The following is a 23,044-nucleotide window of genomic DNA, read 5'->3' as shown; positions in this document are numbered from 1 at the left end:
TTACCTGGCCCACAAAGCACTGGCCCAACCTTTGCTCTACGCTTAATCAAGCGCTTTTGCGCGCTGTACTCCAATAAACATAAAAGCCAGGAGAATCCACCATGCGTTACGCACACCCCGGTACCGAAGGCGCGATCGTTTCGTTCAAGGCCAAGTACGGCAACTACATTGGTGGCGAATTCGTTGCGCCGGTCGATGGCAACTATTTCACCAACACCTCGCCGGTCAACGGCAAGCCCATCGCCGAATTCCCGCGCTCCACTGCCAAAGACATCGACAAGGCACTCGACGCCGCCCACGCCGCCGCCGACGCCTGGGGCAAGACCTCGGCCCAGGACCGCTCGCTGGTGCTGCTGAAAATCGCCGACCGCATCGAACAGAACCTCGAACTGCTGGCCATCACCGAAACCTGGGACAACGGCAAGGCCGTGCGTGAAACCCTCAACGCCGACATCCCGCTGGCCGCCGACCACTTCCGCTACTTCGCCGGCTGCATCCGCGCCCAGGAAGGCACCAGCGCCGAAATCAACGAACACACCGCGTCCTACCACTTCCACGAGCCACTCGGCGTGGTCGGCCAGATCATCCCGTGGAACTTCCCGCTGCTGATGGCCGCGTGGAAACTCGCCCCGGCCCTGGCCGCCGGTAACTGCGTGGTGCTCAAGCCTGCCGAGCAAACCCCGCTGGGCATCAACGTGTTGCTCGAAGTCATCGGCGACCTGCTGCCACCGGGCGTACTGAACGTGGTGCACGGCTTCGGCAAAGAAGCTGGCGAGGCCCTGGCCACCAGCAAGCGCATCGCCAAGATCGCCTTCACCGGCTCCACCCCCGTGGGTTCGCACATCATGCATGCGGCGGCGGAGAACATCATTCCGTCCACCGTTGAGCTGGGCGGCAAGTCGCCGAACATCTTCTTTGCGGACATCATGAAAGCCGAGCCGACTTTTATCGAAAAAGCCGCTGAAGGCTTGGTGCTGGCGTTCTTCAACCAAGGCGAAGTGTGCACCTGCCCCTCGCGCGCCCTGGTGGAAGAGTCGATCTACGACGACTTCATGAAAGTGGTGATGAAAAAGATCGAGCAGATCAAGCGTGGCGATCCGCTGGACACCGACACCATGGTCGGCGCCCAGGCGTCCGAGCAGCAGTTCGACAAGATCCTTTCCTACCTGGAAATCGCCAAGGGCGAAGGCGCGCAACTGCTGACCGGCGGCAAGGTCGAGCAGCTCACCGGCGACATGGCCGGCGGGTATTACATCCAGCCGACCCTGCTCAAGGGCACCAACGAAATGCGCGTGTTCCAGGAAGAAATCTTTGGCCCGGTGGTGAGCATCACCACCTTCAAGGACGAAGCCGAAGCCCTGGCCATCGCCAACGACACCGAGTTCGGCCTGGGCGCCGGCGTGTGGACCCGCGACATCAACCGCGCCTACCGCATGGGCCGCGCGATCAAGGCCGGCCGCGTGTGGACCAACTGCTATCACCTGTACCCGGCGCATGCCGCGTTCGGCGGCTACAAGAAATCCGGTGTGGGCCGTGAGACCCACAAGATGATGCTCGACCACTATCAGCAGACCAAAAACCTGCTGGTGAGCTACGACATCAATCCACTGGGCTTCTTCTAACCGACAACCCGCTCCCACACTTGATCTTCACAAGACCTTGCTACTCATTCGGCTTACTTAAGTAAGCCGGGAAAAAACAATAAGAAAGGGATTCCATCATGCCTAGCGAACCGAATAGCGCTCCGGCGTCCGGGTCTTCCGTCGACTTCGAAAAAGTCGACTCCCAATACTTCCAACAACGCGAACTTAAAAAAGGCGCTGCCGGCTGGGTCCTGCTGGTCGGCCTTGGCGTTGCCTATGTAATCTCCGGCGATTACGCCGGCTGGAACTTCGGCCTGGCCCAGGGTGGCTGGGGCGGCATGTTTCTCGCCACATTGCTGATGGCCACCATGTACTTGTGCATGTGTTTTTCCCTGGCCGAATTGTCGTCCATGATTCCTACCGCCGGCGGCGGCTACGGCTTTGCGCGCAGCGCCTTCGGCCCCTGGGGCGGGTTCCTCACGGGCACCGCCATCCTCATTGAATACGCGATTGCCCCCGCCGCCATCGCGGTGTTTATCGGCGCTTATTGCGAGTCGCTGTTCGGCATCGGCGGCTGGATGATTTACCTGGCGTTCTACATCATCTTTATCGGCATCCACATTTTTGGTGTCGGCGAAGCCTTGAAGTTGATGTTTGTGATTACCGCCATCGCCGCGATCGCCCTCGGCGTGTTTCTGGTGTCGATGGTGCCGCACTTCAATGTCGCCAACCTGCTGGACATCCCGGTCACCGAGGCCAAGGGTGCCAGCACCTTCCTGCCGTTCGGCTACGTCGGCGTGTGGGCCGCAATTCCTTATGCCATCTGGTTTTTCCTCGCGGTGGAAGGCGTGCCACTGGCCGCCGAAGAAACCAAGAACCCCAAGCGCGACCTGCCCCGCGGCCTGATTGGCGCCATTGTGGTGCTGACCAGTTTTGCCTTGTTGATCCTGGTGATAGCCCCGGGCGGCGCCGGCACCTATGCGCTGGTCAAATCCGGCAACCCGCTGGTCGAGGCGCTGGCGCTGTCGTACGGCGGTTCGACCTGGATGGGCAGCTTCGTCAACCTGGTCGGCCTGGCTGGGCTGATCGCCAGCTTTTTCTCGATTATCTACGCCTATTCACGGCAGATCTTCGCCTTGTCTCGCGCCGGCTACCTGCCGCGCAAGCTGTCGCAGACCAACAAGAGCAAGGCCCCCGTTCTGGCGCTGGTGATCCCCGGCATCATCGGTTTCGGCCTGTCGCTGACTGGCCAGGGCGACTTGCTGATCCTGGTGGCGGTGTTCGGCGCGACCATTTCCTACGTGCTGATGATGGCCGCGCACATCACCTTGCGCATCCGTCGCCCCAAAATGGACCGTCCGTACCGCACGCCCGGCGGCATCTTCACCTCCGGCATTGCCCTGGTGCTGGCCTGTGTGGCCGTCGTGGCGGGCTTTCTGGTGGATCCGCGGGTGGTGATTGGCGCGGCGATCATCTATGGAGTATTAATTGCTTACTTTGCTTTCTACAGCCGGCATCACTTGGTAGCAGGCACGCCCGAAGAGGAATTCGCGGCGATCCAGGCCGCAGAGGCCGCCTTGCACTGATAGCCGTAAACCTCGACACGGGTTCGATCCTCACATCGGGCCCGCGTCATCCAGGAGACACTGTATGGCAAGCTTTTCCCACGCGGTGGGTGCACAGACCTACCGCTTCGACAGCCTCAAGGACGTGATGGCCAAGGCCAGCCCCGCGCGTTCCGGGGACTTTCTCGCCGGCGTCGCCGCGCAGAACGACGGCGAACGTGTCGCGGCGCAAATGGCGCTGGCGAATATCCCGCTGAAGCACTTCCTCGAAGAGGTGCTGATCCCCTATGAAAGCGACGAAGTCACCCGGCTGATCATCGACACCCACGATAAACCGGCGTTTGCCGCGGTCAGCCACCTGACCGTCGGCGGCCTGCGCGACTGGCTGCTCAGCGACGCCGCCGATGAACAAAGCCTACGCGCCCTGGCGCCGGGGCTGACCCCGGAAATGGCCGCTGCCGTCTCCAAAATCATGCGCGTGCAGGACCTGGTGCTGGTGGCGCAGAAGATCCGCGTGGTCACCCAGTTTCGCGGCACCATGGGTCTGCGCGGACGCCTGTCGACGCGGCTGCAGCCCAACCATCCCACGGATGAACCGGCCGGCATTGCCGCGAGCATCCTCGACGGCCTGCTCTACGGCAACGGCGACGCCATGATCGGCATCAACCCGGCCACCGACAGCATCGCCTCGATCTGCGCCATGCTCGAAATGCTCGACGCGATCATCCAGCGCTACGAAATCCCGACCCAGGCTTGCGTGCTGACTCACGTCACCACTTCCATCGAAGCCATCAACCGCGGCGTGCCGCTGGATCTGGTGTTCCAATCGATTGCCGGCACCGAAGCGGCCAACGCCAGTTTCGGTATCAGCCTGAGCGTGCTGCAGGAAGGTTACGACGCCGGCTTGAGCCTGAATCGCGGCACCCTCGGGCAGAACCTGATGTATTTCGAAACCGGCCAGGGCAGCGCCTTGTCGGCCAACGCGCATTTTGGCGTCGACCAGCAAACCTGCGAGACGCGTGCCTACGCCGTGGCCCGGCATTTCAAGCCATTTTTGGTGAATACGGTCGTAGGATTTATCGGCCCGGAGTACCTGTACAACGGCAAGCAGATCATCCGCGCCGGCCTTGAAGATCACTTCTGCGGCAAGCTGCTCGGCGTGCCGATGGGCTGCGACATCTGCTACACCAACCATGCCGAAGCCGACCAGGATGACATGGACACCCTGCTGACCCTGCTGGGCGTGGCCGGGATCAACTTCATCATGGGCATCCCCGGCTCCGACGACATCATGCTCAACTACCAGACCACCTCCTTCCACGACGCCCTCTATGCCCGGCAAACATTGGGTTTAAAACCGGCGCCGGAGTTTGAGCAGTGGCTGGCGAAAATGGGCATCTTCACGCAAGCCGACGGCAAGGTGCATTTCGGCAACAGCCTGCCACCGGCGTTTCGCCACGCCCTGGCGCAACTGGGATGAAGGAGCCGCCCGTGCAACTCGACCTGCCTGACAACCCCTGGCTCGAACTGCGCCGCCTGACGCCGGCGCGCATTGCCCTCGGCCGCACTGGCACGAGCATTCCCACCGGCGCACAACTGGACTTCCAGTTTGCCCACGCCCAGGCGCGGGACGCGGTGCACCTGCCCTTCGACCATGGCGGCCTCAGCAGCCAGCTGGCCGAGCGCGGACGTCACAGCCTGTTGCTGCACAGCGCCGCCGTTGACCGCCATACGTACCTGCAACGCCCGGACCTGGGTCGGCGCTTGAGTGACGAGTCGGCCCAATTACTGCGCGATCATGCATCGGCCAACCCCGGCGGGGTCGACTTGGCAATCGTGGTAGCCGACGGCCTGTCGGCACTGGCGGTGCATAAACATACCCTGCCGTTTCTTACACGTATGGAGGAACAGACCCACGCCGAAGGGTGGTCACTGTCACCGGTGATTCTGGTGGAACAGGGCCGCGTGGCGGTGGCGGATGAGATCGGGCAACTGCTCGGTGCGAAGATGGTGGTGATCCTGATCGGCGAGCGGCCTGGGCTCAGTTCGCCGGACAGCCTGGGCCTGTACTTCACCTACAACCCCAAGGTCGGTCTCACTGATGCCTATCGCAACTGCATCTCCAATGTGCGCCTGGAAGGGTTGAGTTATGGCATGGCGGCCCATCGCCTGCTGTACTTGATGCGAGAAGCGTGTCGCCGGCAGCTGTCGGGGGTCAATCTGAAGGATGAGGCGCAGGTTCAGACCATTGAATCCAATGACCCTGACCTGATGAAAGGCAATTTCCTACTCAGCCCGCCCACGGACTGATACCGGCACGATTGCGCTTTTTCACGCCTTTAGGCAGCATCGAGTTACGGCCGCGTGTGTGGTCATACCCCATTTGGAAGTTGAGGCCTGGCATGCGGATCACTCAAGCGACCCTGGAACACCTGGACCTGTTGACCCCGTTGTTCGTCAAATACCGCGAGTTTTATGGGGCCCTGCCCTTCCCGGATTCCTCGCGCGCCTTCCTCGAAAAACGCCTGCGCCGCAAAGAGTCAGTGATTTACCTGGCCCTCGCCGATGATGACGACAAGAAGTTGCTTGGGTTTTGCCAACTGTATCCGAGCTTTTCGTCACTGTCGCTCAAGCGCGTATGGATCCTGAATGACATCTACGTCGCCGAGGACGCTCGTCGCCAACTGGTGGCGGACAACTTGATGCGCACCGCGAAGAAAATGGCCAAGGAAACGCAGGCCGTGCGGTTGCGGGTGTCGACCAGCAGTGACAACGAAGTGGCGCAGAAGACCTACGAGTCGATCGGGTTTCGCGAGGACACCGAGTTCAAGAACTACACATTGCCGATCAGCGAAGATTGACCCCAAACCCCACAAATCCCCTGTAGGAGCGGGCTTGCCGGCGATGGCATCACCTCGGTCTCACTGAAACACCGAGGTGCCTGCATCGCAGGCAAGCCAGCTCCCACAAAGGCCAGCGGCGACAATCGGACATTCGATAACATTCAGACCGTAACCCAGCCTCTGTGCGACATCCCCCGCTACAAAACCAACAGGCTTTTCACAGCTCAATCCGTATAATGCGGACCTTTCAGGGTTGTAAGAAATGCGGCATACACTTGTAGCCTTACTTACCCGAGCTTCCGCACAGGCCTGCTGAGTCGGGCCATTCACACAGGTGCCATCCATGGATTTCAACCCGCTTGACCTTATCCTGCATCTCGACGTCTACCTCGACCTGCTGGTAACCAATTACGGTCCGTGGATCTACGCCATTCTGTTTCTGGTGATTTTTTGCGAAACCGGCCTGGTGGTCATGCCATTCCTGCCGGGTGATTCGTTGCTGTTTATCGCGGGTGCCGTGGCGGCAGGCGGCGGCATGGACCCGGTATTGCTGGGCGGCCTGCTGATGCTCGCAGCGATTCTCGGCGACAGCACCAATTACGTGATTGGGCGAACGGTCGGCGAACGCTTGTTCAACAACCCGAACTCGAAAATCTTCCGCCGCGACTACCTGCAGAAAACCCACGACTTCTATGATCGCCATGGCGGCAAGACCGTGACGCTGGCGCGCTTCCTGCCGATCCTGCGCACCTTCGCACCGTTCGTCGCCGGCATCGCCAAGATGCCTTACGCACGTTTCTTCGGTTTCAGCGTACTGGGCACCATCCTCTGGGTCGGCGGCCTGGTGACCCTGGGCTACTTCTTCGGCAACGTGCCGTTCATCAAGAAAAACCTGTCGCTGCTGGTGGTGTTCATCATTCTGCTGTCGCTCGTGCCGATGATCATTGGTGTATTCCGCAGCCGTTTTGGCCGCGCGTCCTCCGAAGCCAAGCCGCACTGACCGGCAATGTGGTCCCTCAGCGCCTGGCGCCGCCGGCGCCTGCTGGCCAAGCACCCGATTGCCGATGACACCTGGCAGCGGGTGCGCCACCACCTGACCTTCCTCGACGGCCTCAGCGCCGAGCAGGACCAATGGCTGCGCGAAGCCTGCGTGGTGTTCCTCGCCGAAAAACACCTGACCGCCCTGCCCGGCGTCGAGCTGCACCAGGAACAACGCCTGCTGCTCGCCGCCCAGGCGCAACTGCCGCTGATGAACCTCGGCGATCTCGACTGGTATCAGGGCTTCCATGAGATCGTGCTGTACCCCGACGACTTCGTCAGCCCCCAGCGCCATCGCGACAGCAGTGGCATCGAACACGAGTGGGACGGCGAACACAGCGGCGAAGCCTGGCAGCAAGGCCCGGTCATCCTCGCCTGGCCCGGCGTGCTGGCCAGCGGTCAGTGGGAAGGCTACAACCTGGTGATCCACGAGCTGGCGCACAAGCTCGACATGCTCAACGGCGACGCCAATGGCCTGCCGCCGCTGCATCACGACATGCGCGTGCAGGAATGGGCCAGCGTGATGCAGAGCGCCTTTGATGACCTCAACCGTCAACTGGACGCCAACCCGGACGTCGAGACCGAGATCGACCCCTATGCCGCCGAGAACCCGGCGGAATTCTTTGCCGTCACCAGCGAATATTTCTTCAGCGCCCCGGATTTACTGGTCAACAGTTATCCACAGGTGTACGCCCAACTCAGCCGCTTTTACCGCCAGGATCCGCTGGCCCGCCTCGTTCAACTGCAAGCCAGCGACCCACGCTATCAGCCGCAGGACGAATAACCGTACGACGTCTGGCGCATGGCATCGGCGGCGGAATATGCCTATAATCGCCGCCACTTTTAGGCCAATCCGGCCAAGTTTCTTGGCCAATTAACGGGGGCAACGCCCAATGAGCTACAGCAAGATTCCGGCTGGCAAAGACCTGCCGAACGACATCTACGTCGCCATCGAGATTCCGGCCAACCACGCGCCGATCAAATACGAAATCGACAAAGACAGCGACTGCCTGTTCGTTGACCGTTTCATGGCCACCCCGATGTTCTACCCGGCCAACTACGGTTTTATCCCTAACACCCTGGCCGACGACGGTGACCCCCTCGACGTGCTGGTGGTCACCCCTTACCCAGTGACCCCAGGTTCGGTTATCCGCGCCCGTCCAGTCGGTATCCTGAACATGACCGACGATGGCGGCGGCGATGCCAAAGTTATCGCAGTACCCCACGACAAGCTGTCCCAGCTGTATGTGGACGTGAAGGAATACACCGACCTGCCGCCGCTGTTGCTGGAGCAGATCAAACACTTCTTCGAGAACTACAAAGACCTCGAAAAAGGCAAATGGGTGAAGATCGACGGTTGGGGCAACGCAGACGCCGCCCGCGCCGAGATCCTGAAGTCGGTCGCTGCCTACAAAGGCTGATACCGACTCCTCATTGCCTCGGCAATTGAAAAAGCCCCGATTATCCGGGGCTTTTTTTGTGGGAAAAATTAAACTCAAAGTTGAACACTTTATAAACGCTGTTTAAGTTAATTAACCATCGGAAGTATCAGACTACAACTAAGTAAAAACCTACGTACGCCAGTCAACGCATAGTTTATTTGATCTGTTTTTCCGACCAGTAAACTTGCGTTTATGAATACATCAGGTGACCGCTTAAAAGCGCTACTGCGGGAAGTTCATCTTTCCGCCTCCGACTTCGCCAAGAACCGTGGTGTCACGCCTCAACACGTGAACAACTGGTTCAAACGCGGTGTACCCATGGGCCGACTCAACGAGATCGCAGAACTGCTGTGCATCTCCAGCCGTTGGCTACGCACCGGCGAAGGCCCCAAACACCCACCGGCCAACTTCCTGCTGGAAGGCCCGGACGCCAGGAAAGGACTCCCTGCCCGCGAAGAAACCGGAAAATACCTCACAGGCCCCGCCTGCCGCCCGGAAAAAATCGACGTGGAGATCGCCCTCCACGCTTCATTCACCTCCACCGAATGCATCCGTATCTCACTGCAGACCCTGCAAGCCCTCAACGTCAACGCCGACCGCGCGCTGGGCGCCTACATGGTCGACAACAGCATGATCGACATCATCCAGCAAGGCGCCACCCTCGCCATCGACAAAGGCCGCACCCAAATCATCGATGGCGAAATCTACGCGGTCGAACACGACGGAATGCTGCGCATCAAATACCTCTACAACCGACCCGGGGGTGGCTTGCGCATGCGCAGCCACAACGCCAGCGAACACCCGGACGAATACCTGACACACGAACAGCGGTTCGAGCAGAACTTCACCATCGTGGGCTGGGTGTTCTGGTGGTCCACCCTGAACAACCGCCGACCGGTACCGCTGGACGAACACCTGCTGGGCTGGGAAGGCTCTAAATCGGATCCGGAGGTGGGCATTTGAAGTGAATGTGGGTATCATGCGCCGCACATTTGGCAGGGGGTGGCTTTGCGCTATCCACCTTGCCTGGCGAAGCGGAGGAGTTCCCGCGGATGCCCCTACTATTCAGCCAGACGCGATGTTGGCTGAGCGATTTGAAGGCTGGTGAGGTTTGTCAAAAACAAGCTGAGGCAGTCCCCGAGAAGCCGGCCACAAGCCGGCTTTTTAATGCCTGCACTCCCGCTGGCGCAATGCGGTTGGGATTCTCGGAAACGTCCTGCAAATGAAACCGATCAGCCCTGCTGGCTCTTCAAGCTCCAGCCTCAATCCAATATCAAATGCGGCAAGAACCGACTCGAATCCTTGGTAATCAAACTGTTGTCTTCCCGCACGCCGATGCCGGCGGCTTGATCCCCAATCACCCAGGACCCAATCAGCGTATAGCTGTCCCCAAACCGTGGCAGCGGTGCGAACTCCTGGAGGATAAACGGCGCATCCGTGTAGGGGCCGTCCTCTTTCACAATCAGGCCATCAGCCGTCTGCAACTCGATGTTCGCTCCTTCCCGCGAGAAGAACGGCTTACGCACCCAGCCCTTCGGCACAGCTTTACCTGGCTCTGTATCCAGATGGGCCGCGAGCAAATTCGGGTGGCCTTTGTTGAATTCCCACAACAGCGGCAGGATGCCTTTGTTGGAAATAATCGATTTCCAGGCCGGCTCAAAAAACTGCGTGTCGCTCTGGGCAATCGCCGAACCGAAGGGTTCGTGGAAGATGAACTCCCAGGCGTGCAGTTTGAACAGGTGGGGAATCCAGCGATCTTCGAGGTCGACGAAGCGGCCATCGCTGGTCAGGCCGATGTCTTCGATGTCGATGTGGCGTGATTCGATGCCGACTTTTTCCGCGACCAGGCGCAGGTAGTCGGTGGTGCCTTTGTCTTCGACCGAGTCTTTCATCGAGGCGAAGTAGAACGGCTGGTTGACCTGCAGTTGGGCGAAAGCCTGGTGCAGTTTGGTGTCGATGCTGTTGAACTGGTCGGCGTGTTTGGGCAGCAGGCCGCGTTCAATGCATTGTTCCAGCCAGCCCCATTGGAACGCCGCGGCTTCGTAGAGGCTGGTCGGGGTGTCGTAGTTGAGCTCGAGCAACTTGGCGGGGCCGGTGCCGTTGTAGGAGAAGTCCATGCGCCCGTACAGGTGCGGGTGGCCTTCCAGCCATGAGGTGCGGATCATGTCGTAGAAGGGCGCGGGAATGCTCAGGCGTTCGAGCAGTTCTTCGCTGTGGACCACGCGGGCGACGAGGTCCATGCACATGTCATGAATCTCGGTGGTCGGGTCTTCGAGGTCGCGCTCGATTTGCTGGAGCGTGAACTGGTAGTACGCGGTCTCGTCCCAGTAGGGTTCGTCGTCGATGGTATGGAACAGAAAGCCGAGGCTGTCGGCGGTCTGTTTCCAGTCATGGCGCTCTGCGCAAGGGATCTTCTTCATGGCCCGTCTTCCTTAACTGCTCGACCCGCCGCCCCAGCCGCTGCGCGCGCTGGCCTTGCTGCCGAAGCCGCCACGGGAGGTGGCCGAGGCCACGGAGCTCGACTTGCTGGAGGAGCGCAGCGTGTTGGTGTAATTGCTGCTGCCGTAGCGGGCCTGGTTCGAGCGGCCAAACGTGGCGCCCTTCGAGACGCGCTGATTGAGCGTCGAGGAGGCGTAGTCGCCGCGATCATCGCGATAGCGGTACACCGGCTCGGAGCGGTAGCTGTTGCGATTGTTGCTCAGCATGTTGCCGATCAGCAGCCCGGTCAGCAGGCTGCTGGTGGAGAAACCCGAACCGCCACTGTTCGCCTGGGAACCGGCCACTTGGGCATTGGCTGCGTCGACCTGGGATTGCGTCACCTGCCCTTCGGCGGTCAGCTCGAAACCGCCGAGCCTGGGGATGAATTTGCCGGTGGAGTCCTGCTGGCACCAGTCGGCGACAAAATCGGCATCACAATCGGCCTGGTTGTCGTACACCGGCGCAATGCGGCGATGCTCGGCCATGGCCGTCATGTAGGCGTCCGAGCAGACGTCCACCGGAAGTTTTTCATCGGCGCACTGCTGAACGGACTGGAAGTTGTACTTCTTCTGCAAATCGTAGGTTTTTTCCGTCGGGCCGCAGCCGGATATCGCCATCGCGACCGACGCTGCCAGCGACAGCTGGACGTACTTGCTTCGTTTCATCGGGAGCTCCGTGCGCGATCAGTTCTGGGTAGGCGTCATGCACGCGGCATTCAACATGCCGACGCTGATGGCCACGGCGGCCACATAGATGCCGGCCGCGAGTTCGCCGTTCTTGATGCGTTCGGACGTGCCTTTGAGCACCAGGCTGGTCAGCAGGAACGCCAACAGCTGGACGACGGCGGCGATCACCGCCCAGACGACGAAGTCGAGGATGCTGATCGAGTAGGCAATTACGTTGCTGGCCGGAATGGCGAAACCGACAATGGCGCCGCCCAGGGCGACCGCCGCGGACACGTTACCCGCACGGATCAGCTCGAACTCCTTGTGCGGGGTCACACGGGTGTAGATGAACTGGAACAGCATGAACAGGACGGCCGCACCGAGGATGTAGGTGACAAATCCGAGCACGGCGGCTTTGTTCAGGGAAATGGAGAGAGCTTCTAGCATGGACTGCTTCCTTTTTTAGAGCGCATTCAAGTCGGTTGTGTACAGCGAAATGCCCAGCGAGGTGCTCAGGCTGATGGTGCCTTCCGCGTCTTCTTCGACGGAAAACAGCAGGAACTCGCGTCGATCGGTCAGGCCTGTGTCACGGGCGTATAGCATTGAGCGGTGTTCGACGCTGTAGGAATTCTCGGGGTTTATCACCAGTTCGCTCATTGCCACCAGCTCGGTCTGGCCCTCCTCGCTGCCCCATACGCGCGTGTATTCGACGCCGTTGTGGGTGTAGGTCGGCAACCCGATCAGGCTCTGGGGCCCCGCCAGCCGGCGCAGTTCGGCTTCGCTGCTGATAGTGACGTAACTGAGGTAGTTGAACAGGATGACGGACTCGACCTGCCCGGCGATGTCGCCTGTGGTGTGCACCTGCAGCCAGTAATCTTCGTCGTTCATGTAATAGCGCGACAGCCAGGTCGACTGCCCGAGGTCGACGGTGCCGTTACTCCAGATTTCCTGGGTGCCAGGGATCACCACCGAGGTATGCCCGTCGAGCAACAACTTCAGGGTGGCGTCGAACATCACGCCTTTGCCTGGAGCCAGGCCCAGCGGACCGGTGGTCGGCAGGGCTTCGGCGGCGGGCCGGTTCGACTGTGGGTTCGCGTTCGGGGCCTCAAGCCCCATCAACTGTTTAAACCATCCCATTGGAGATTTCCTTGAGGCGGGTGGAGGCAATGTAGAAGAGTTCGCCGCCTTCAACGCGCGTGGCGCTCGGCGGGTTGATCGACGGTTGCTGGGCGCCTTTGGCGCGATAGCCGATGAGGGTGGCGTTGTGATGTTCTTTCATCCGCGTGTACAGGTCGCCGAAGGTGGCTTCGAAGGTCGAAGGCAATTTCATCAGGTATTGGGTGGCGCCCTGCCCCACGCACAGCAGCTCGTTAATGACCACCGACGAGCCCGGATCCTGGGAAGCGCGCACCAGCATCTCGATGGCCATGCTCGACGTGCATTCCAGGCTGGGTGCGTAGGAGCTGGCCAGTGCGGCAATCTCACTTTCATTGAAGTGCGCGACCACATGCCCGACAGGGTTCAACTGATTCACCGCCAGCACGGTGGCCAGCGTCAGGTCGTCGGACGGGGTTCGCACCAGCACACGCTCGGCACCGGGCACACCGGCACGCTGCAACAGCGCGGTGGAGGACAGGCTGTCACCACGGATGAACGCTGCTTTGCCCGGCATCGGGTTTTCGTCGAGGGTGCAGTCGCAGATGACGATCAGGTTGTCGTTCGAGGTTTCGTCTTGCAGCAACAACTCAATGACCCGTTCGCTGGACGCGCCTTCCCAGCCAATAAGCACGGTATGGCCGACCTTGCCGGTGAAATCGCCTTTGCCCTTCATGCCTTTTCTCCATGCATCGATGACACTGCTGGTGGTTTTGCCGATGGCGGCTGTCAGCAGCGCAATACCGCCGAGCATGACCCAGGTCGCCACGAACACGCGCCCCGCCGAAGTCTGCGGCGCAAGATCGCCATAGCCGACGGTCAGCGTGGTGGTGAGATAGAAGTAAACAAATGTGGCGGGAGCGGTGAGGTGTTGTTCGCCCAGATACACCAGGCCCAGGTAAGCCGTGCTCAGGTGGACGCCCAGGGCAATGACCAGGCCTGCCCAACCGAAGCGGTGAAAGAGGGACGAGGCGTACAGGCGCAACAGAAGAAAAATCGACATTTCAGTCCCTGACTCCCTGGGTACTTGATTCCTGATGACGTCATCGCCTCGACATCTGGATGCTCAAGTGCGCTCAGCCGGCATTAAACCTGCTGCGTAGTTTGGAGAGAAGTACCTTGGCTGCAATAAATCCGGCGAATGCACCAAACAGATGCCCTTCGAAGGAGATGCCCTGTCGAGGCAGGAAACCCAGGACCAGCCCGCCATACAGCACCGCCACGACACCCGCCGTTAACAGGTTGCTCCAGCTTCGGTGAAACCAGGCGCGAGACAACAGGTAGGCCCACAACCCGAATACCCAACCGCTGGCCCCCACATGCACACCCGCAAAACCGAACAGCCAGACCAGCGCGCCGCCCAGCAGGATGATGATCGCGCTGACGCTGACGAACCGGTGGAGCCCTTCGATAATCACCAACGTGCCCAGGATCAAAAAGGCAATCAGGTTCGCGCTGAGGTGGGCGAAAGACCCGTGCAAAAACGGTGAGGCGAGGATGCCGAACAACCCCTGCAGCGTTCTCGGGACCAGCCCGAACGCCATGAGGCTGTAACCGGTCGCCACATTGAGCAGTTGCAGCGCGACCATGAACAGCGCCAGCCCGGCGATTGTCTTGAAACCCTTCAGGGCGTCCATCCTGACCTCAACGTAAAAAAGGGCAGAGCCTATAAAGCCAGTCCGTTAAGAAAGAGCCCTGCAGCCGTGGCGAGTGAGCTTGCTCCCCGCCACAGCTGCAGTGTTCGCTCTTCGCTTACTCGGCCGACTTCTGCTTCAGACGCTCCAGGATCGCATTGGCGCTGCCTTCGTCCGGCGTGATGCCGGCTTCGCGCAGCTTGCGCTCGAGGTCGGTACCGGTCGACGCTTCGGCCAGTTCATCCTGGGCTTGCAGTTCAGCAGCACGTTGCTGCTGCTTGGCCTGCAGACGATTCAGCGTACCGACGGCAGTTTCCAGCTTGCCGTTGGCACCGCCGCTGGCGATGGACGCGCTGACCTGGGCCTTCTGCACGCTTTCGCGAGCCTTGGCCATGTCCACCTGCTGGCGCAGGCTCTTGATCCGGCTTTCAGCCTTGGTAATGTCCTTGCGCATGCTGTCCGCGTAGCCGCCGAACTCGGTGGCCTGCTTGTGCTCTACTTCCCGCTCGTTGGTCAGGGTCGAAATCGCTTCGGCCACTTCCAGGGCGAGGTCTTCACGATTGGCCTGCAGGGCCGCAACCGCCTTGGCTTCCAGGTCCTTGATCTTGGCGTCGTACTCGCTGACGCGATCGGTCGCCAATTTGTGCTTGGCCATGATGCTGACCAGCTCACGCTTGGCGTTGGCCAGCGCGGTGTCGGCATCGCGAATTTCCTGATCGAGGATGCGCAGGGCCTGTTGGTCGACGATCGATTCGCCGACTTCGCTGGCACCGCCACGCAGCGCGGTGAACAGTTTGCTCCAGATGGACTGAGTCATTGGATACTCCCGAATACTTAATTGAAGAAACGTTCGAAGGCTTCGCTGGCGCGTTGCACGTTGTCGACGAGGGTTTTCACCTCGGTCACGATATTGGTCAGGCTGGAGTCGGAGCTCAACGCGCCGAACATGTTGTAGACCACCTGCCCGTTCGGCATGGATTCGATACCGATCGAGGACAGCGGGAACATTTCCCGGCTGCGCAACACTGCGTCATTGAACTTCGCGACGTCATTGATGGACTCGACATCGACCAGCACGGTATCCACGATGATCTGCTCGCCCACCACCGCGATGTAAATCGGCAAGCCACCGAAGTCGTTCATTTCCAGCTTGATGCTGGACTCGGAGCCTTGAACGAGAGAAAGCGTAATGTCGTTGGAGACCACTTCATCCAAGGCCTGGAAGGCCGTGAAGAGGCGATCGATATTCCAGTTGGTACCTGCGCTCATGAAATTCTCCGACATGAATGAGCCAGCCAGAATCGGCTGGCGAAGCTGTTTCTCCATCTGCTTGAGCAGGCTTCGGTTTTCGGGAAGCACCCAAGTTTCGTGTTTCACGTAGCCGGCGGCCGCCAGGCCTGCGCGCATCTGCTTCATGTAAAAGCTCGATGGTTTTTTCGCAGACGGCTTCAAGCGCTCTCCCTGAAGGCTTGCTGGATCGGAATCGAACCCGGCGGGCGGGTTCGATGGAGAGCTGCTTTTCATGGTACTGACCTCGGTGTGAAAAACTCACGCGTGAGAAAATCTACAGGCTATTTTTGCCGTACTCAATAGCTCACGCGTGAGATTTTTCTCCTTACATTTTCATGTCACTAAAAAGACCTGTCCTCTTGCCCGCCCGACAATTGTCTCTTCTGAGTTGACGGTATTACCTGTCACAGCCGATTTATCCCCCATAGCCCACCCATTAATCTGTGCCCATGTTGAACGCAACGCCCAACCAACCTAAACAAAAAAGGATTCAACCATGAGCACTGCAACCTACAACCGCTTGAACAAAGACGACGCCATCGTACTGCTGGTCGACCACCAGACCGGCCTGATCTCCCTGGTTCAGGACTTCTCGCCCAACGAGTTCAAGAACAACGTGCTGGCCCTGGCCGACCTGGCGAAGTTCTTCAATCTGCCGACGATCCTCACCACCAGCTTCGAGCAAGGCCCCAATGGCCCGCTGGTACCAGAGTTGAAAGCGATGTTCCCGGACGCGCCGTATATCGCTCGCCCTGGTCAGATCAACGCGTGGGACAACGAAGACTTCGTCAAGGCAATCAAGGCCACCGGCCGCAAGCAGATCATCATCGCCGGCGTGGTCACGGATGTGTGCGTAGCGTTCCCGACCTTGTCGGCGCTGGCGGAAGGGTTCGAGGTGTTCGTGGTGACGGATGCGTCCGGCACATTCAACACCACAGTGCAGCAGGCCGCATGGAGCCGTATGACACAGGCCGGTGCACAGCTTATGAACTGGTTCTCGGTAGCGTGTGAGTTGCAGGGCGACTGGCGCAACGACATTGAAGGCCTGGGGAATCTGTTGTCGCAGCGTATTCCGAACTATCGCAACTTGATGAATGGGTATGCGGCGCTGACGGCTCATCAGCAGTAAGTCAGCCGAGATTCGCGACAAGCCTGCCCTGAAAAGCAGGCTTTCGTTGTTTCAGGCACGCCTTGAGTCTCACCTATACGCGCTGCGCCCTCACGACACTTGCCATCGCCCGCAATAAGCGAGAGCTGTCCACGCCAATTGCCGCGTTGCAAAGAATGCAGACGCAGCGGATGGAATTTGAAACCCCGCTAAAAGAAGTAGCGGGCACTGCTCGTCAATGAGCAAGGTCGCCATTGGAGGTAGCAATCGGCTGCGAGTTAGCGCTGACTTTTACGCTTCAGTAGTAAGCCCTTTCTGATTTTCCCCGCCGTTCATCCAGCCGCTTTTTACTGCGGCAGACTCCGACGCCTTGCCCTCTGCCGAGACGTCACGGATGACCAACGCTTCCCACATTGCCTCTATCGAACATGAGCTGGATGGCTTTCATCAGAGCCTGGTGACTTATCGCCAGCAGATGGGCGCCTGGTATTCGCAGGCGCTGGATTCGATGAGCCATGCGGCGGATATGCCGTCGTTGCTGGGAATGGATCGGGTGGTGCGCGTCGGTGACTCGCAGACAACCGTGAGCATGAGCGACCCGAACTTTATCGGCAGTGTTGCCGTGTGCCCGTTGGGCGGCGAGCTGAAGATAGAGAGCAAATTCGACTCGGTGTATGACGTGCCGATTGGCGACATTCCGGTCGAGGTGATCGGGCTGGATGACGGCAGTTCCACGCGGGTCATGCTGGATGAGCATGGCAAGGGCTCACACCACTGCGCCGCGGGCGGGCGCTATCAGGTGCGGGTACAGGGCGCAGTTTCCGAGGAGCAGGTGGATGCGCTCTTCGCCTCCTACGCCGGGCTGATGGCGGACCTGGAGCGGTGGCTTCGCGAACAGTGGCAAGGCTTCAAGCCGCATTGGCAGCAGTCCACGGCCACTGCGATTGGCAGCGGCGTGCTGGCAGGCAGCTGGGCCGCGATCCGGGACGTGTGGGACAGCATCCAGCTGGTGCAGGCGATGCTTGCAGACCCGTTGAAGTACGTCGAACAGCTGGGGGCTGAAGCGGCCAAGCTCGCACAAATCGCCACCGATGCGCCCAAGGTCATGGAACAGGCGATGTTGCTCGCCAGTGATGAGGCGGCGCTGTTCCTGCTGGTGCGCACGGCGATGATCTGGTTGGACGCATTGCCGCCCAGTGAGATTGCGCAAGTGGCCGCTGGGTTTGTGGTGTCGCTGCTGATTGACCTGGTGATTGGCGCGGTGCTGACCATCGCATTGCCAGCGGCGGCTGTGGCGTATTTGAGCCTGCGGCTGGCCAGGTATGGCGCACAGATTGTTAAGGCGGCTGTAGGTTTTGTTCAGAGCGTGCTGGAGATTCTGACGAAATTCATGCAGGCGGTGGATCGCTACAAGGCGGTAGCGGTTCGCGGCGTGGTCGGCGGGGTGAAGCAAGGCACGCTGCAGATGCGCTGGCGGGCGCGGCAGAACGCGGTGCTGAAGCAAAAAGAGCGTGTGGATGATGTGCCTGTTTCGGGGAAAAACCCGAACGGGGATCCGGCAGCGGCTTCGGATAAGACCGTCACCAACGGCTGCCCGGTGTCGATGGTTACCGGGGAGGAATTGCTCACCCTCACCGATGGTGTTTTAGACGGGATCTTGCCGTTCGAGTGGACACGGTTGTACCGCACCAGTGCGGTGGAAGTGGATGGCGGGCTGGGGTTTGGCTGGAGTCATTCGCTGGCGCATCGGCTCGCGGTGTCGGGCGACTCCGTCGTGTGGACGGACCATGAGAATCTCATTACTTCGTTTCCGATGCCGACTGTTGCTCGACCTGCAATCACCAATAGCCTGGCCGAAGCGGCAATCTATTTAGGCGCTTCGCCGGACGAACTGGTGTTGGCGCAGGCGTCGCGCTTCTACCACTTTCGTGACGGCATACTGACCGCGATCAGCGATGCGTATGACAACCGGCTGCGCATTGTCCGGGATCTTTTGGGGCGCATTGAGCGGCTGGATAACGGTGTCGGGCGTTCGCTGTTCCTGCGTTATGAGTTGGGTCGCATCGTGGCGGTGGACTATCAGATCCAGCGCGCCAAGGGCCATGGCCCTTTCGAGTGGATGACCGAGCACAACGTTGTTTCCTACGTCTATGACGACCTGGGACGACTGGTCTCGGCGACCAATGCCGTCGGCGAAAGCGAGGTTTATCGGTACGACGATCAGCACGTCATTCTTGAGCGGCAGCTGGCCGGTGGCGCAGGTTTCTTTTGGGCATGGGAACGCGCTGGCAAGGCCGCGCGCTGTGTTCGCCACTGGGCAAGCTTTTCGCAGATGGACACGCGTTATGCCTGGGATGACCACGGGCAGGTCACGGTGTTTAACGCTGATGGCAGCCAGGAAGTCTACGTGCACGACCAGCGTGCGCGCCTGGTGCAGCGCATTGATCCGGATGGTGCCGAGCATTTCAGCTCCTACGACGAAAAAGGCCGGCTGACGGTCGAGCAGGATCCGCTGGGCGCGGTGACGGCGTATCAGTACGACGAAGCCGGACGCTTGGTGGCGGTGTTTCCGGGGGACGATGAGCCGACGTCCTACGAGCATGACAATGGGTTCGTACGGGTGGTAAGGCGTGGTGAAGCTGCCTGGAAATACGAGCGTAATGATCAGGGCGATATCGTTCGTAAGACTGATCCCGACGGCAACGTAACGGACTACAGCTACGACAAGCAGGGACAACTGACCGGGGTCTGGTTTCCCGACAACAGCTGCCATCGGCTGGTGTGGAATGAGCGTGGTCAGTTGCTGGAAGAACAACTGCCAAATGGCGGGGTCAAGCGCTACCGCTATGACGACATCGGGCGGCAGGTGGCGCGTGAGGATGAGCATGGGGCGCTGACCGAGTATCAGTGGGACAGCGTCGGGCGGCTAACTCGTGTCGTGTTGCCAGGTGGTGCGGCACGGGAATACAGCTACAACCCCTACGGAAAGATCACCTCCGAGCGTGATGAGCTGGGGCATGTCACCCGCTACGAATACGCCGATGGCTTGCACCTGATCAGCCGGCGCATCAATGCCGATGGCACTCAGGTCAAATACCGTTACGACAACGTGCGGTTATTGCTCACCGAGATCGAAAACGAGGTTGGCGAGACCTACACACTCGACTATCACCTCAATGGCCTGATCCAGCAGGAAGTCGGCTTCGACGGCCAACGGACGGCTTATGCCTACGACCTCAACGGCAAACTGCAGGAAAAAACCGAGCACGGCGACGATGGCAGTCAGCTGGTTACCCGTTATGAGCGAGATCACGCTGGCCGTCTCGTAAGAAAAGTACTTCCCGATGCCAGCGTCGTCGATTATGCCTACGACCGCCAAGGCAACCTCCTTAGCGTCGAGGACGGCTACTGGGCGCTCGCCTACGAATACGATGCGCAAAACCGCCTCACCGCCGAACACCAAGGCTGGGGCACCTTGCGCTATGGCTACGATGCCTGCGGGCAGCTGCAACACCTGCGTCTGCCCGACAACAATCGCGTGGGGCTCAATCACGCCAAGGGCGGCCACCTGTCCACCGTCGAACTGAACGGTGAAGTCCTTAGTGCTCACCTATTCAAAGCCGGCCAGGAACACCAACGCCAACAAGGCCAGTTGATCAGCCACTACCACTACGACGACCAGCAGCGCCTGCACGCCCATGCCGTCAGTCAACAGCAGCACACCCTCTACCAACGCCAATACGACTACGACAAATCCGGCAACCTCACCCGCCTGCTCGACACCCGCAAAGGCGAACACCACTACCACTACGACCCACTAGGCCGCCTCACCCGCGCCGACCATTCCCAAGACCTGCAGGAACGCTTCGGCCACACCCCGGCCGGCACCCTGCTCATGCAAGACCGCCCCGGCCCCGACATCGTTGCCGGCAACCGCCTGATGATCCAGGGCGACCGCCACTACGACTATGACGCCTTCGGCAATCTCATCCGCGAGCGGCGTGGCAAAGGCCATCAACTCGTCACCGAATACCGCTACGACTGCCAGCATCGGCTGATAGGCCTCACCCAACCCAACGGCCAAACCGCCAGCTATCGCTATGACCCGTTTGGGCGACGCATCAGCAAAACCGTTGAAGGCATAACGACGGAGTTTTTCTGGCAAGGCGACAGGCTGATTGCCGAGCACCATGCGGATCGCCATCGCAGCTATCTCTATGAACCGGACAGCTTTCGCCCGCTGGTTTTGTTGGAAGGCTTCGGCCCAAAAGATACCAAGCCCTATCATTACCAACTCGACCACCTTGGCACGCCGCAGGAACTCACCGACCCCGACGGCGCCATCGTCTGGTCCGCGCATTACCGCGCCTACGGCCAGATCAGCCGACTCGACAAAGGCACAATCGACAACCCGCTACGTTTTCAGGGTCAGTACTTTGACCAGGAAAGCGGGCTGCACTACAACCGTCATCGCTACTACAATCCGGATGTTGGTCGCTACCTGACGCCGGACCCGGTGAAGTTGGGCGGCGGGATCAATGCCTACTTGTACGCGCCCAACCCTACTGGGTGGGTGGATCCCCTGGGACTGAGCGTCTGCCCAGGTGGGGATGGATGTGAACCATCCTACAACGCTGAGAGCCCAACAAAGCACGCAAAAGCTAACAATGGCGAGCCAACGCTCCCCGCTCCCGCGTCAAAACAAGACACCACCGTCAGAGTACGGCATTACACAAGCAGAGCAGGCTCAAAAGGAATTGAAAAAACAGGAGTGATATTGGCCCAAGATAACAACAGAGTCTATCTCGAACCTGCAAAGAGCAAAGTGCTAAGTCCTAGAGATGCACAGGAAAAATATCAGATCGACAAAAGCAAAGGCCGAGATTACATTGAAACGGACGTACCTGAGTCACAATTAGAACTGGTAAAAAACCCCAGATACAGCACCATGGAACTAACCGTAAAAGGTAACCTGACATTAAACAACCCTACCTTTACGAGGAGAAAGTAATGCTAGAGCAAAATCAAAAAATAGTTCTTACCGGAAAAGAAGCACTTGACGCCCTTAAAGAAATTGAATACATACTTATATCCCTACACAAAATGGGCAGCTTTTATGCTGAAAAACCTGGCGCGCTGGAAGAGTATCGCAAAGCGACCACTGACTTTATCGATGACTGTGCCGTTACCCAACGATTGTCAAAGGTACGCACGATAATTTCTCAACACTTTGACGACTCTCTCGGCGATGACGAACTGGATGATATAGAGAGACATTTTTCCGACTTGAAATTTTGGAAACCCGATCAACCCTTGAATAAAAAAACACCTGAAACAGAAGTACCGGAAGTCTCGAAGGGAACCATTCAACAAGTAACGTGCAAGCGTAACGAATTACTGATGGTTTTTACCAACCAGCAAGATGAACTTCTACTAATCACCTTTCACAACCCCGTAGCATTCAAAGGCATTAGCGCGATTGGAACCGAAACAGATGGCCTTTTTAAAGAAGGAGACCCTACGCTTTTAGAAGACGCAAAATGCATTACCCCTCTGCAAAATACGGAAACTTATTGCTTCAAAGCAACCACGAGCAGAGAGATTATTTTTATAGTAACCTCAGAAGGATACAGCGTTGAAAAGATATGATTGAAAACGCAACAGCCTTTCCAGATCAAAAATTCAAATTTTAGCGACCACCCAACGTATGAAACACTGATCAATACTCCTAATGAGCAAACCGCTACTTACCGTTACGATCTGCTTGGAAGGTTCGCAAAAAAAATTAGCTATTTTGATTACGAGCTAATTACGGAGCTGAAATCCCAGAATATTGCCTTTGATATTCCACCCACAAATGACCACGCTTCCATTGTTAGAGAACCTAATGAAAACATACCTTTTTCAGGAAGCAAGATTGCCTGAAACAAACTGCACAAAAGCATTAAGTTTGCGGACAACCTCCCGAACTTGGCAACCTCACGATTGGCCAGGAAAATAATAAAAATCGCCGACAATAAGATAATTATTGTGGGTGATTCGGTTTGTGACGAAGCGTATTGCATAAATATCCAACAACCAGAAGAAGCACTCAGAGTCTTCTCCAAAATACCACGACACACATATATTCTTCAGAGAAATCCAGATTGGATTGCTTGCATTTCATTTAAGGGAGATATCGACTTCACACTATTAAAACCCTCTACACTACAAAGCCCCATGCATTGAATGGCGCTGCCGTTT

At 58.8% G+C, this 23,044-nt stretch carries 21 protein-coding genes; 13 read left to right on the top strand and 8 right to left on the bottom strand.

All coding sequences use genetic code 11. The annotated features are described in order from the left end of the window. Window positions 1-101 precede the first annotated feature (101 nt). The 9 genes from exaC to AC07SI_RS12990 all read left to right on the top strand — a co-directional run bounded on the left by exaC (window position 102) and on the right by AC07SI_RS12990 (window position 9,434). A complete protein-coding gene (gene exaC / locus AC07SI_RS13030) occupies window positions 102-1,622 on the top strand; it encodes an acetaldehyde dehydrogenase ExaC (RefSeq protein WP_065910036.1) in 1,521 nt (506 codons plus the stop codon). Window positions 1,623-1,720: 98 nt separating this feature from the next. Beyond that, complete coding sequence (gene eat, locus AC07SI_RS13025) at window positions 1,721-3,169, top strand: ethanolamine permease (RefSeq protein ID WP_065910034.1); 1,449 nt, start codon at window positions 1,721-1,723, stop codon at window positions 3,167-3,169. 64 nt (window positions 3,170-3,233) lie between these two features. After that, window positions 3,234-4,628 (top strand): ethanolamine ammonia-lyase subunit EutB, encoded by a 1,395-nt coding sequence (locus AC07SI_RS13020; protein ID WP_065910032.1) that lies wholly within the window; start codon window positions 3,234-3,236, stop codon window positions 4,626-4,628. Continuing rightward, window positions 4,625-5,458, top strand: a complete 834-nt coding sequence (gene eutC / locus AC07SI_RS13015; RefSeq protein ID WP_495005832.1) for an ethanolamine ammonia-lyase subunit EutC — start codon at window positions 4,625-4,627, stop codon at window positions 5,456-5,458. The genes AC07SI_RS13020 and eutC overlap by 4 nt, the downstream gene beginning before the upstream one ends. A 92-nt stretch (window positions 5,459-5,550) precedes the next feature. Further along, the gene (locus AC07SI_RS13010; RefSeq protein WP_065910028.1) at window positions 5,551-6,009 is read left to right on the top strand and encodes a GNAT family N-acetyltransferase; all 459 of its coding nucleotides are present in this window, start codon (window positions 5,551-5,553) and stop codon (window positions 6,007-6,009) included. A 325-nt stretch (window positions 6,010-6,334) separates the two neighbouring features. Further along, on the top strand, window positions 6,335-6,991 hold the full coding sequence (locus AC07SI_RS13005) for a DedA family protein (RefSeq protein ID WP_065910026.1): 657 nt from the start codon (window positions 6,335-6,337) through the stop codon (window positions 6,989-6,991). Between the two features lie 6 nt (window positions 6,992-6,997). After that, window positions 6,998-7,813 (top strand): M90 family metallopeptidase, encoded by an 816-nt coding sequence (locus AC07SI_RS13000; protein ID WP_065910024.1) that lies wholly within the window; start codon window positions 6,998-7,000, stop codon window positions 7,811-7,813. A gap of 109 nt (window positions 7,814-7,922) precedes the next feature. After that, complete coding sequence (gene ppa / locus AC07SI_RS12995; protein ID WP_003219382.1) at window positions 7,923-8,450, top strand: inorganic diphosphatase; 528 nt, start codon at window positions 7,923-7,925, stop codon at window positions 8,448-8,450. A 213-nt stretch (window positions 8,451-8,663) separates the two neighbouring features. Then, entirely contained in the window at window positions 8,664-9,434 is a 771-nt protein-coding gene (locus AC07SI_RS12990; protein ID WP_213554262.1) for a LexA family transcriptional regulator, read from the top strand. Between the two features lie 299 nt (window positions 9,435-9,733). Here the strand turns inward: AC07SI_RS12990 and AC07SI_RS12985 are convergent, their stop codons facing one another. The 8 genes from AC07SI_RS12985 to AC07SI_RS12950 form a co-directional block, all read right to left on the bottom strand. Beyond that, window positions 9,734-10,891: a glutathionylspermidine synthase family protein gene (locus AC07SI_RS12985; protein ID WP_495005831.1), complete on the bottom strand. Its 1,158-nt coding sequence runs from the start codon at window positions 10,889-10,891 to the stop codon at window positions 9,734-9,736. Window positions 10,892-10,903: 12 nt separating this feature from the next. Continuing rightward, window positions 10,904-11,614, bottom strand: a complete 711-nt coding sequence (locus tag AC07SI_RS12980) for a DUF1190 domain-containing protein (protein ID WP_065910018.1) — start codon at window positions 11,612-11,614, stop codon at window positions 10,904-10,906. An 18-nt stretch (window positions 11,615-11,632) separates the two neighbouring features. Continuing rightward, the gene (locus AC07SI_RS12975; protein WP_065910015.1) at window positions 11,633-12,061 is read right to left on the bottom strand and encodes a DUF350 domain-containing protein; all 429 of its coding nucleotides are present in this window, start codon (window positions 12,059-12,061) and stop codon (window positions 11,633-11,635) included. Between the two features lie 15 nt (window positions 12,062-12,076). Further along, a complete protein-coding gene (locus AC07SI_RS12970; protein WP_495005830.1) occupies window positions 12,077-12,751 on the bottom strand; it encodes a DUF2491 family protein in 675 nt (224 codons plus the stop codon). Further along, window positions 12,738-13,772: an ion channel gene (locus AC07SI_RS12965; RefSeq protein WP_106802522.1), complete on the bottom strand. Its 1,035-nt coding sequence runs from the start codon at window positions 13,770-13,772 to the stop codon at window positions 12,738-12,740. The genes AC07SI_RS12970 and AC07SI_RS12965 overlap by 14 nt, the downstream gene beginning before the upstream one ends. A 73-nt stretch (window positions 13,773-13,845) precedes the next feature. Further along, complete coding sequence (locus AC07SI_RS12960; protein WP_495005829.1) at window positions 13,846-14,406, bottom strand: rhomboid family intramembrane serine protease; 561 nt, start codon at window positions 14,404-14,406, stop codon at window positions 13,846-13,848. Window positions 14,407-14,521: 115 nt separating this feature from the next. Beyond that, window positions 14,522-15,220 carry a PspA/IM30 family protein gene (locus AC07SI_RS12955; RefSeq protein WP_106802520.1) on the bottom strand — a complete coding sequence of 233 codons (699 nt, stop codon included), beginning with the start codon at window positions 15,218-15,220 and terminating at the stop codon, window positions 14,522-14,524. Window positions 15,221-15,237: 17 nt separating this feature from the next. Then, the gene (locus AC07SI_RS12950; RefSeq protein ID WP_106802519.1) at window positions 15,238-15,819 is read right to left on the bottom strand and encodes a YjfI family protein; all 582 of its coding nucleotides are present in this window, start codon (window positions 15,817-15,819) and stop codon (window positions 15,238-15,240) included. A gap of 370 nt (window positions 15,820-16,189) precedes the next feature. On the opposite strand from AC07SI_RS12950, the gene ycaC reads away from it, so the two are divergent. The 4 genes from ycaC (at window position 16,190) to AC07SI_RS12930 (ending at window position 22,726) form a co-directional block, all read left to right on the top strand. After that, on the top strand, window positions 16,190-16,822 hold the full coding sequence (gene ycaC, locus AC07SI_RS12945) for an isochorismate family cysteine hydrolase YcaC (RefSeq protein ID WP_065909998.1): 633 nt from the start codon (window positions 16,190-16,192) through the stop codon (window positions 16,820-16,822). A gap of 373 nt (window positions 16,823-17,195) precedes the next feature. Next, entirely contained in the window at window positions 17,196-21,812 is a 4,617-nt protein-coding gene (locus tag AC07SI_RS12940; RefSeq protein ID WP_495005828.1) for an RHS repeat-associated core domain-containing protein, read from the top strand. Continuing rightward, complete coding sequence (locus tag AC07SI_RS12935) at window positions 21,812-22,450, top strand: hypothetical protein (protein ID WP_065909991.1); 639 nt, start codon at window positions 21,812-21,814, stop codon at window positions 22,448-22,450. Before AC07SI_RS12940 ends, AC07SI_RS12935 begins: the two co-directional genes overlap by 1 nt. After that, window positions 22,451-22,726: a hypothetical protein gene (locus tag AC07SI_RS12930; RefSeq protein WP_141697329.1), complete on the top strand. Its 276-nt coding sequence runs from the start codon at window positions 22,451-22,453 to the stop codon at window positions 22,724-22,726. It begins immediately after the preceding gene. Window positions 22,727-23,044 lie beyond the last annotated feature (318 nt).

Source organism: Pseudomonas sp. GW821-FHT05D12 (genome assembly GCF_059419825.1).
This window is presented reverse-complemented; position numbering and strand designations above follow the sequence as displayed.

Excerpts from the sequence above, each read along its gene's own strand:
- AC07SI_RS12970 (WP_495005830.1), bottom strand. The coding sequence starts at position 12,751 with ATGGGATGGTTTAAACAGTTGATGGGGCTTGAGGCCCCGAACGCGAAC.
- eat (WP_065910034.1), top strand. The coding sequence starts at position 1,721 with ATGCCTAGCGAACCGAATAGCGCTCCGGCGTCCGGGTCTTCCGTCGAC.
- ppa (WP_003219382.1), top strand. The coding sequence starts at position 7,923 with ATGAGCTACAGCAAGATTCCGGCTGGCAAAGACCTGCCGAACGACATC.
- exaC (WP_065910036.1), top strand. The coding sequence starts at position 102 with ATGCGTTACGCACACCCCGGTACCGAAGGCGCGATCGTTTCGTTCAAG.
- AC07SI_RS13000 (WP_065910024.1), top strand. The coding sequence starts at position 6,998 with ATGTGGTCCCTCAGCGCCTGGCGCCGCCGGCGCCTGCTGGCCAAGCAC.
- AC07SI_RS12990 (WP_213554262.1), top strand. The coding sequence starts at position 8,664 with ATGAATACATCAGGTGACCGCTTAAAAGCGCTACTGCGGGAAGTTCAT.
- ycaC (WP_065909998.1), top strand. The coding sequence starts at position 16,190 with ATGAGCACTGCAACCTACAACCGCTTGAACAAAGACGACGCCATCGTA.
- AC07SI_RS13020 (WP_065910032.1), top strand. The coding sequence starts at position 3,234 with ATGGCAAGCTTTTCCCACGCGGTGGGTGCACAGACCTACCGCTTCGAC.
- AC07SI_RS12975 (WP_065910015.1), bottom strand. The coding sequence starts at position 12,061 with ATGCTAGAAGCTCTCTCCATTTCCCTGAACAAAGCCGCCGTGCTCGGA.
- eutC (WP_495005832.1), top strand. The coding sequence starts at position 4,625 with ATGAAGGAGCCGCCCGTGCAACTCGACCTGCCTGACAACCCCTGGCTC.
- AC07SI_RS13005 (WP_065910026.1), top strand. The coding sequence starts at position 6,335 with ATGGATTTCAACCCGCTTGACCTTATCCTGCATCTCGACGTCTACCTC.
- AC07SI_RS12965 (WP_106802522.1), bottom strand. The coding sequence starts at position 13,772 with ATGTCGATTTTTCTTCTGTTGCGCCTGTACGCCTCGTCCCTCTTTCAC.
- AC07SI_RS13010 (WP_065910028.1), top strand. The coding sequence starts at position 5,551 with ATGCGGATCACTCAAGCGACCCTGGAACACCTGGACCTGTTGACCCCG.
- AC07SI_RS12940 (WP_495005828.1), top strand. The coding sequence starts at position 17,196 with ATGACCAACGCTTCCCACATTGCCTCTATCGAACATGAGCTGGATGGC.
- AC07SI_RS12950 (WP_106802519.1), bottom strand. The coding sequence starts at position 15,819 with ATGAAGCAGATGCGCGCAGGCCTGGCGGCCGCCGGCTACGTGAAACAC.
- AC07SI_RS12980 (WP_065910018.1), bottom strand. The coding sequence starts at position 11,614 with ATGAAACGAAGCAAGTACGTCCAGCTGTCGCTGGCAGCGTCGGTCGCG.
- AC07SI_RS12955 (WP_106802520.1), bottom strand. The coding sequence starts at position 15,220 with ATGACTCAGTCCATCTGGAGCAAACTGTTCACCGCGCTGCGTGGCGGT.
- AC07SI_RS12985 (WP_495005831.1), bottom strand. The coding sequence starts at position 10,891 with ATGAAGAAGATCCCTTGCGCAGAGCGCCATGACTGGAAACAGACCGCC.
- AC07SI_RS12960 (WP_495005829.1), bottom strand. The coding sequence starts at position 14,406 with ATGGACGCCCTGAAGGGTTTCAAGACAATCGCCGGGCTGGCGCTGTTC.
- AC07SI_RS12935 (WP_065909991.1), top strand. The coding sequence starts at position 21,812 with ATGCTAGAGCAAAATCAAAAAATAGTTCTTACCGGAAAAGAAGCACTT.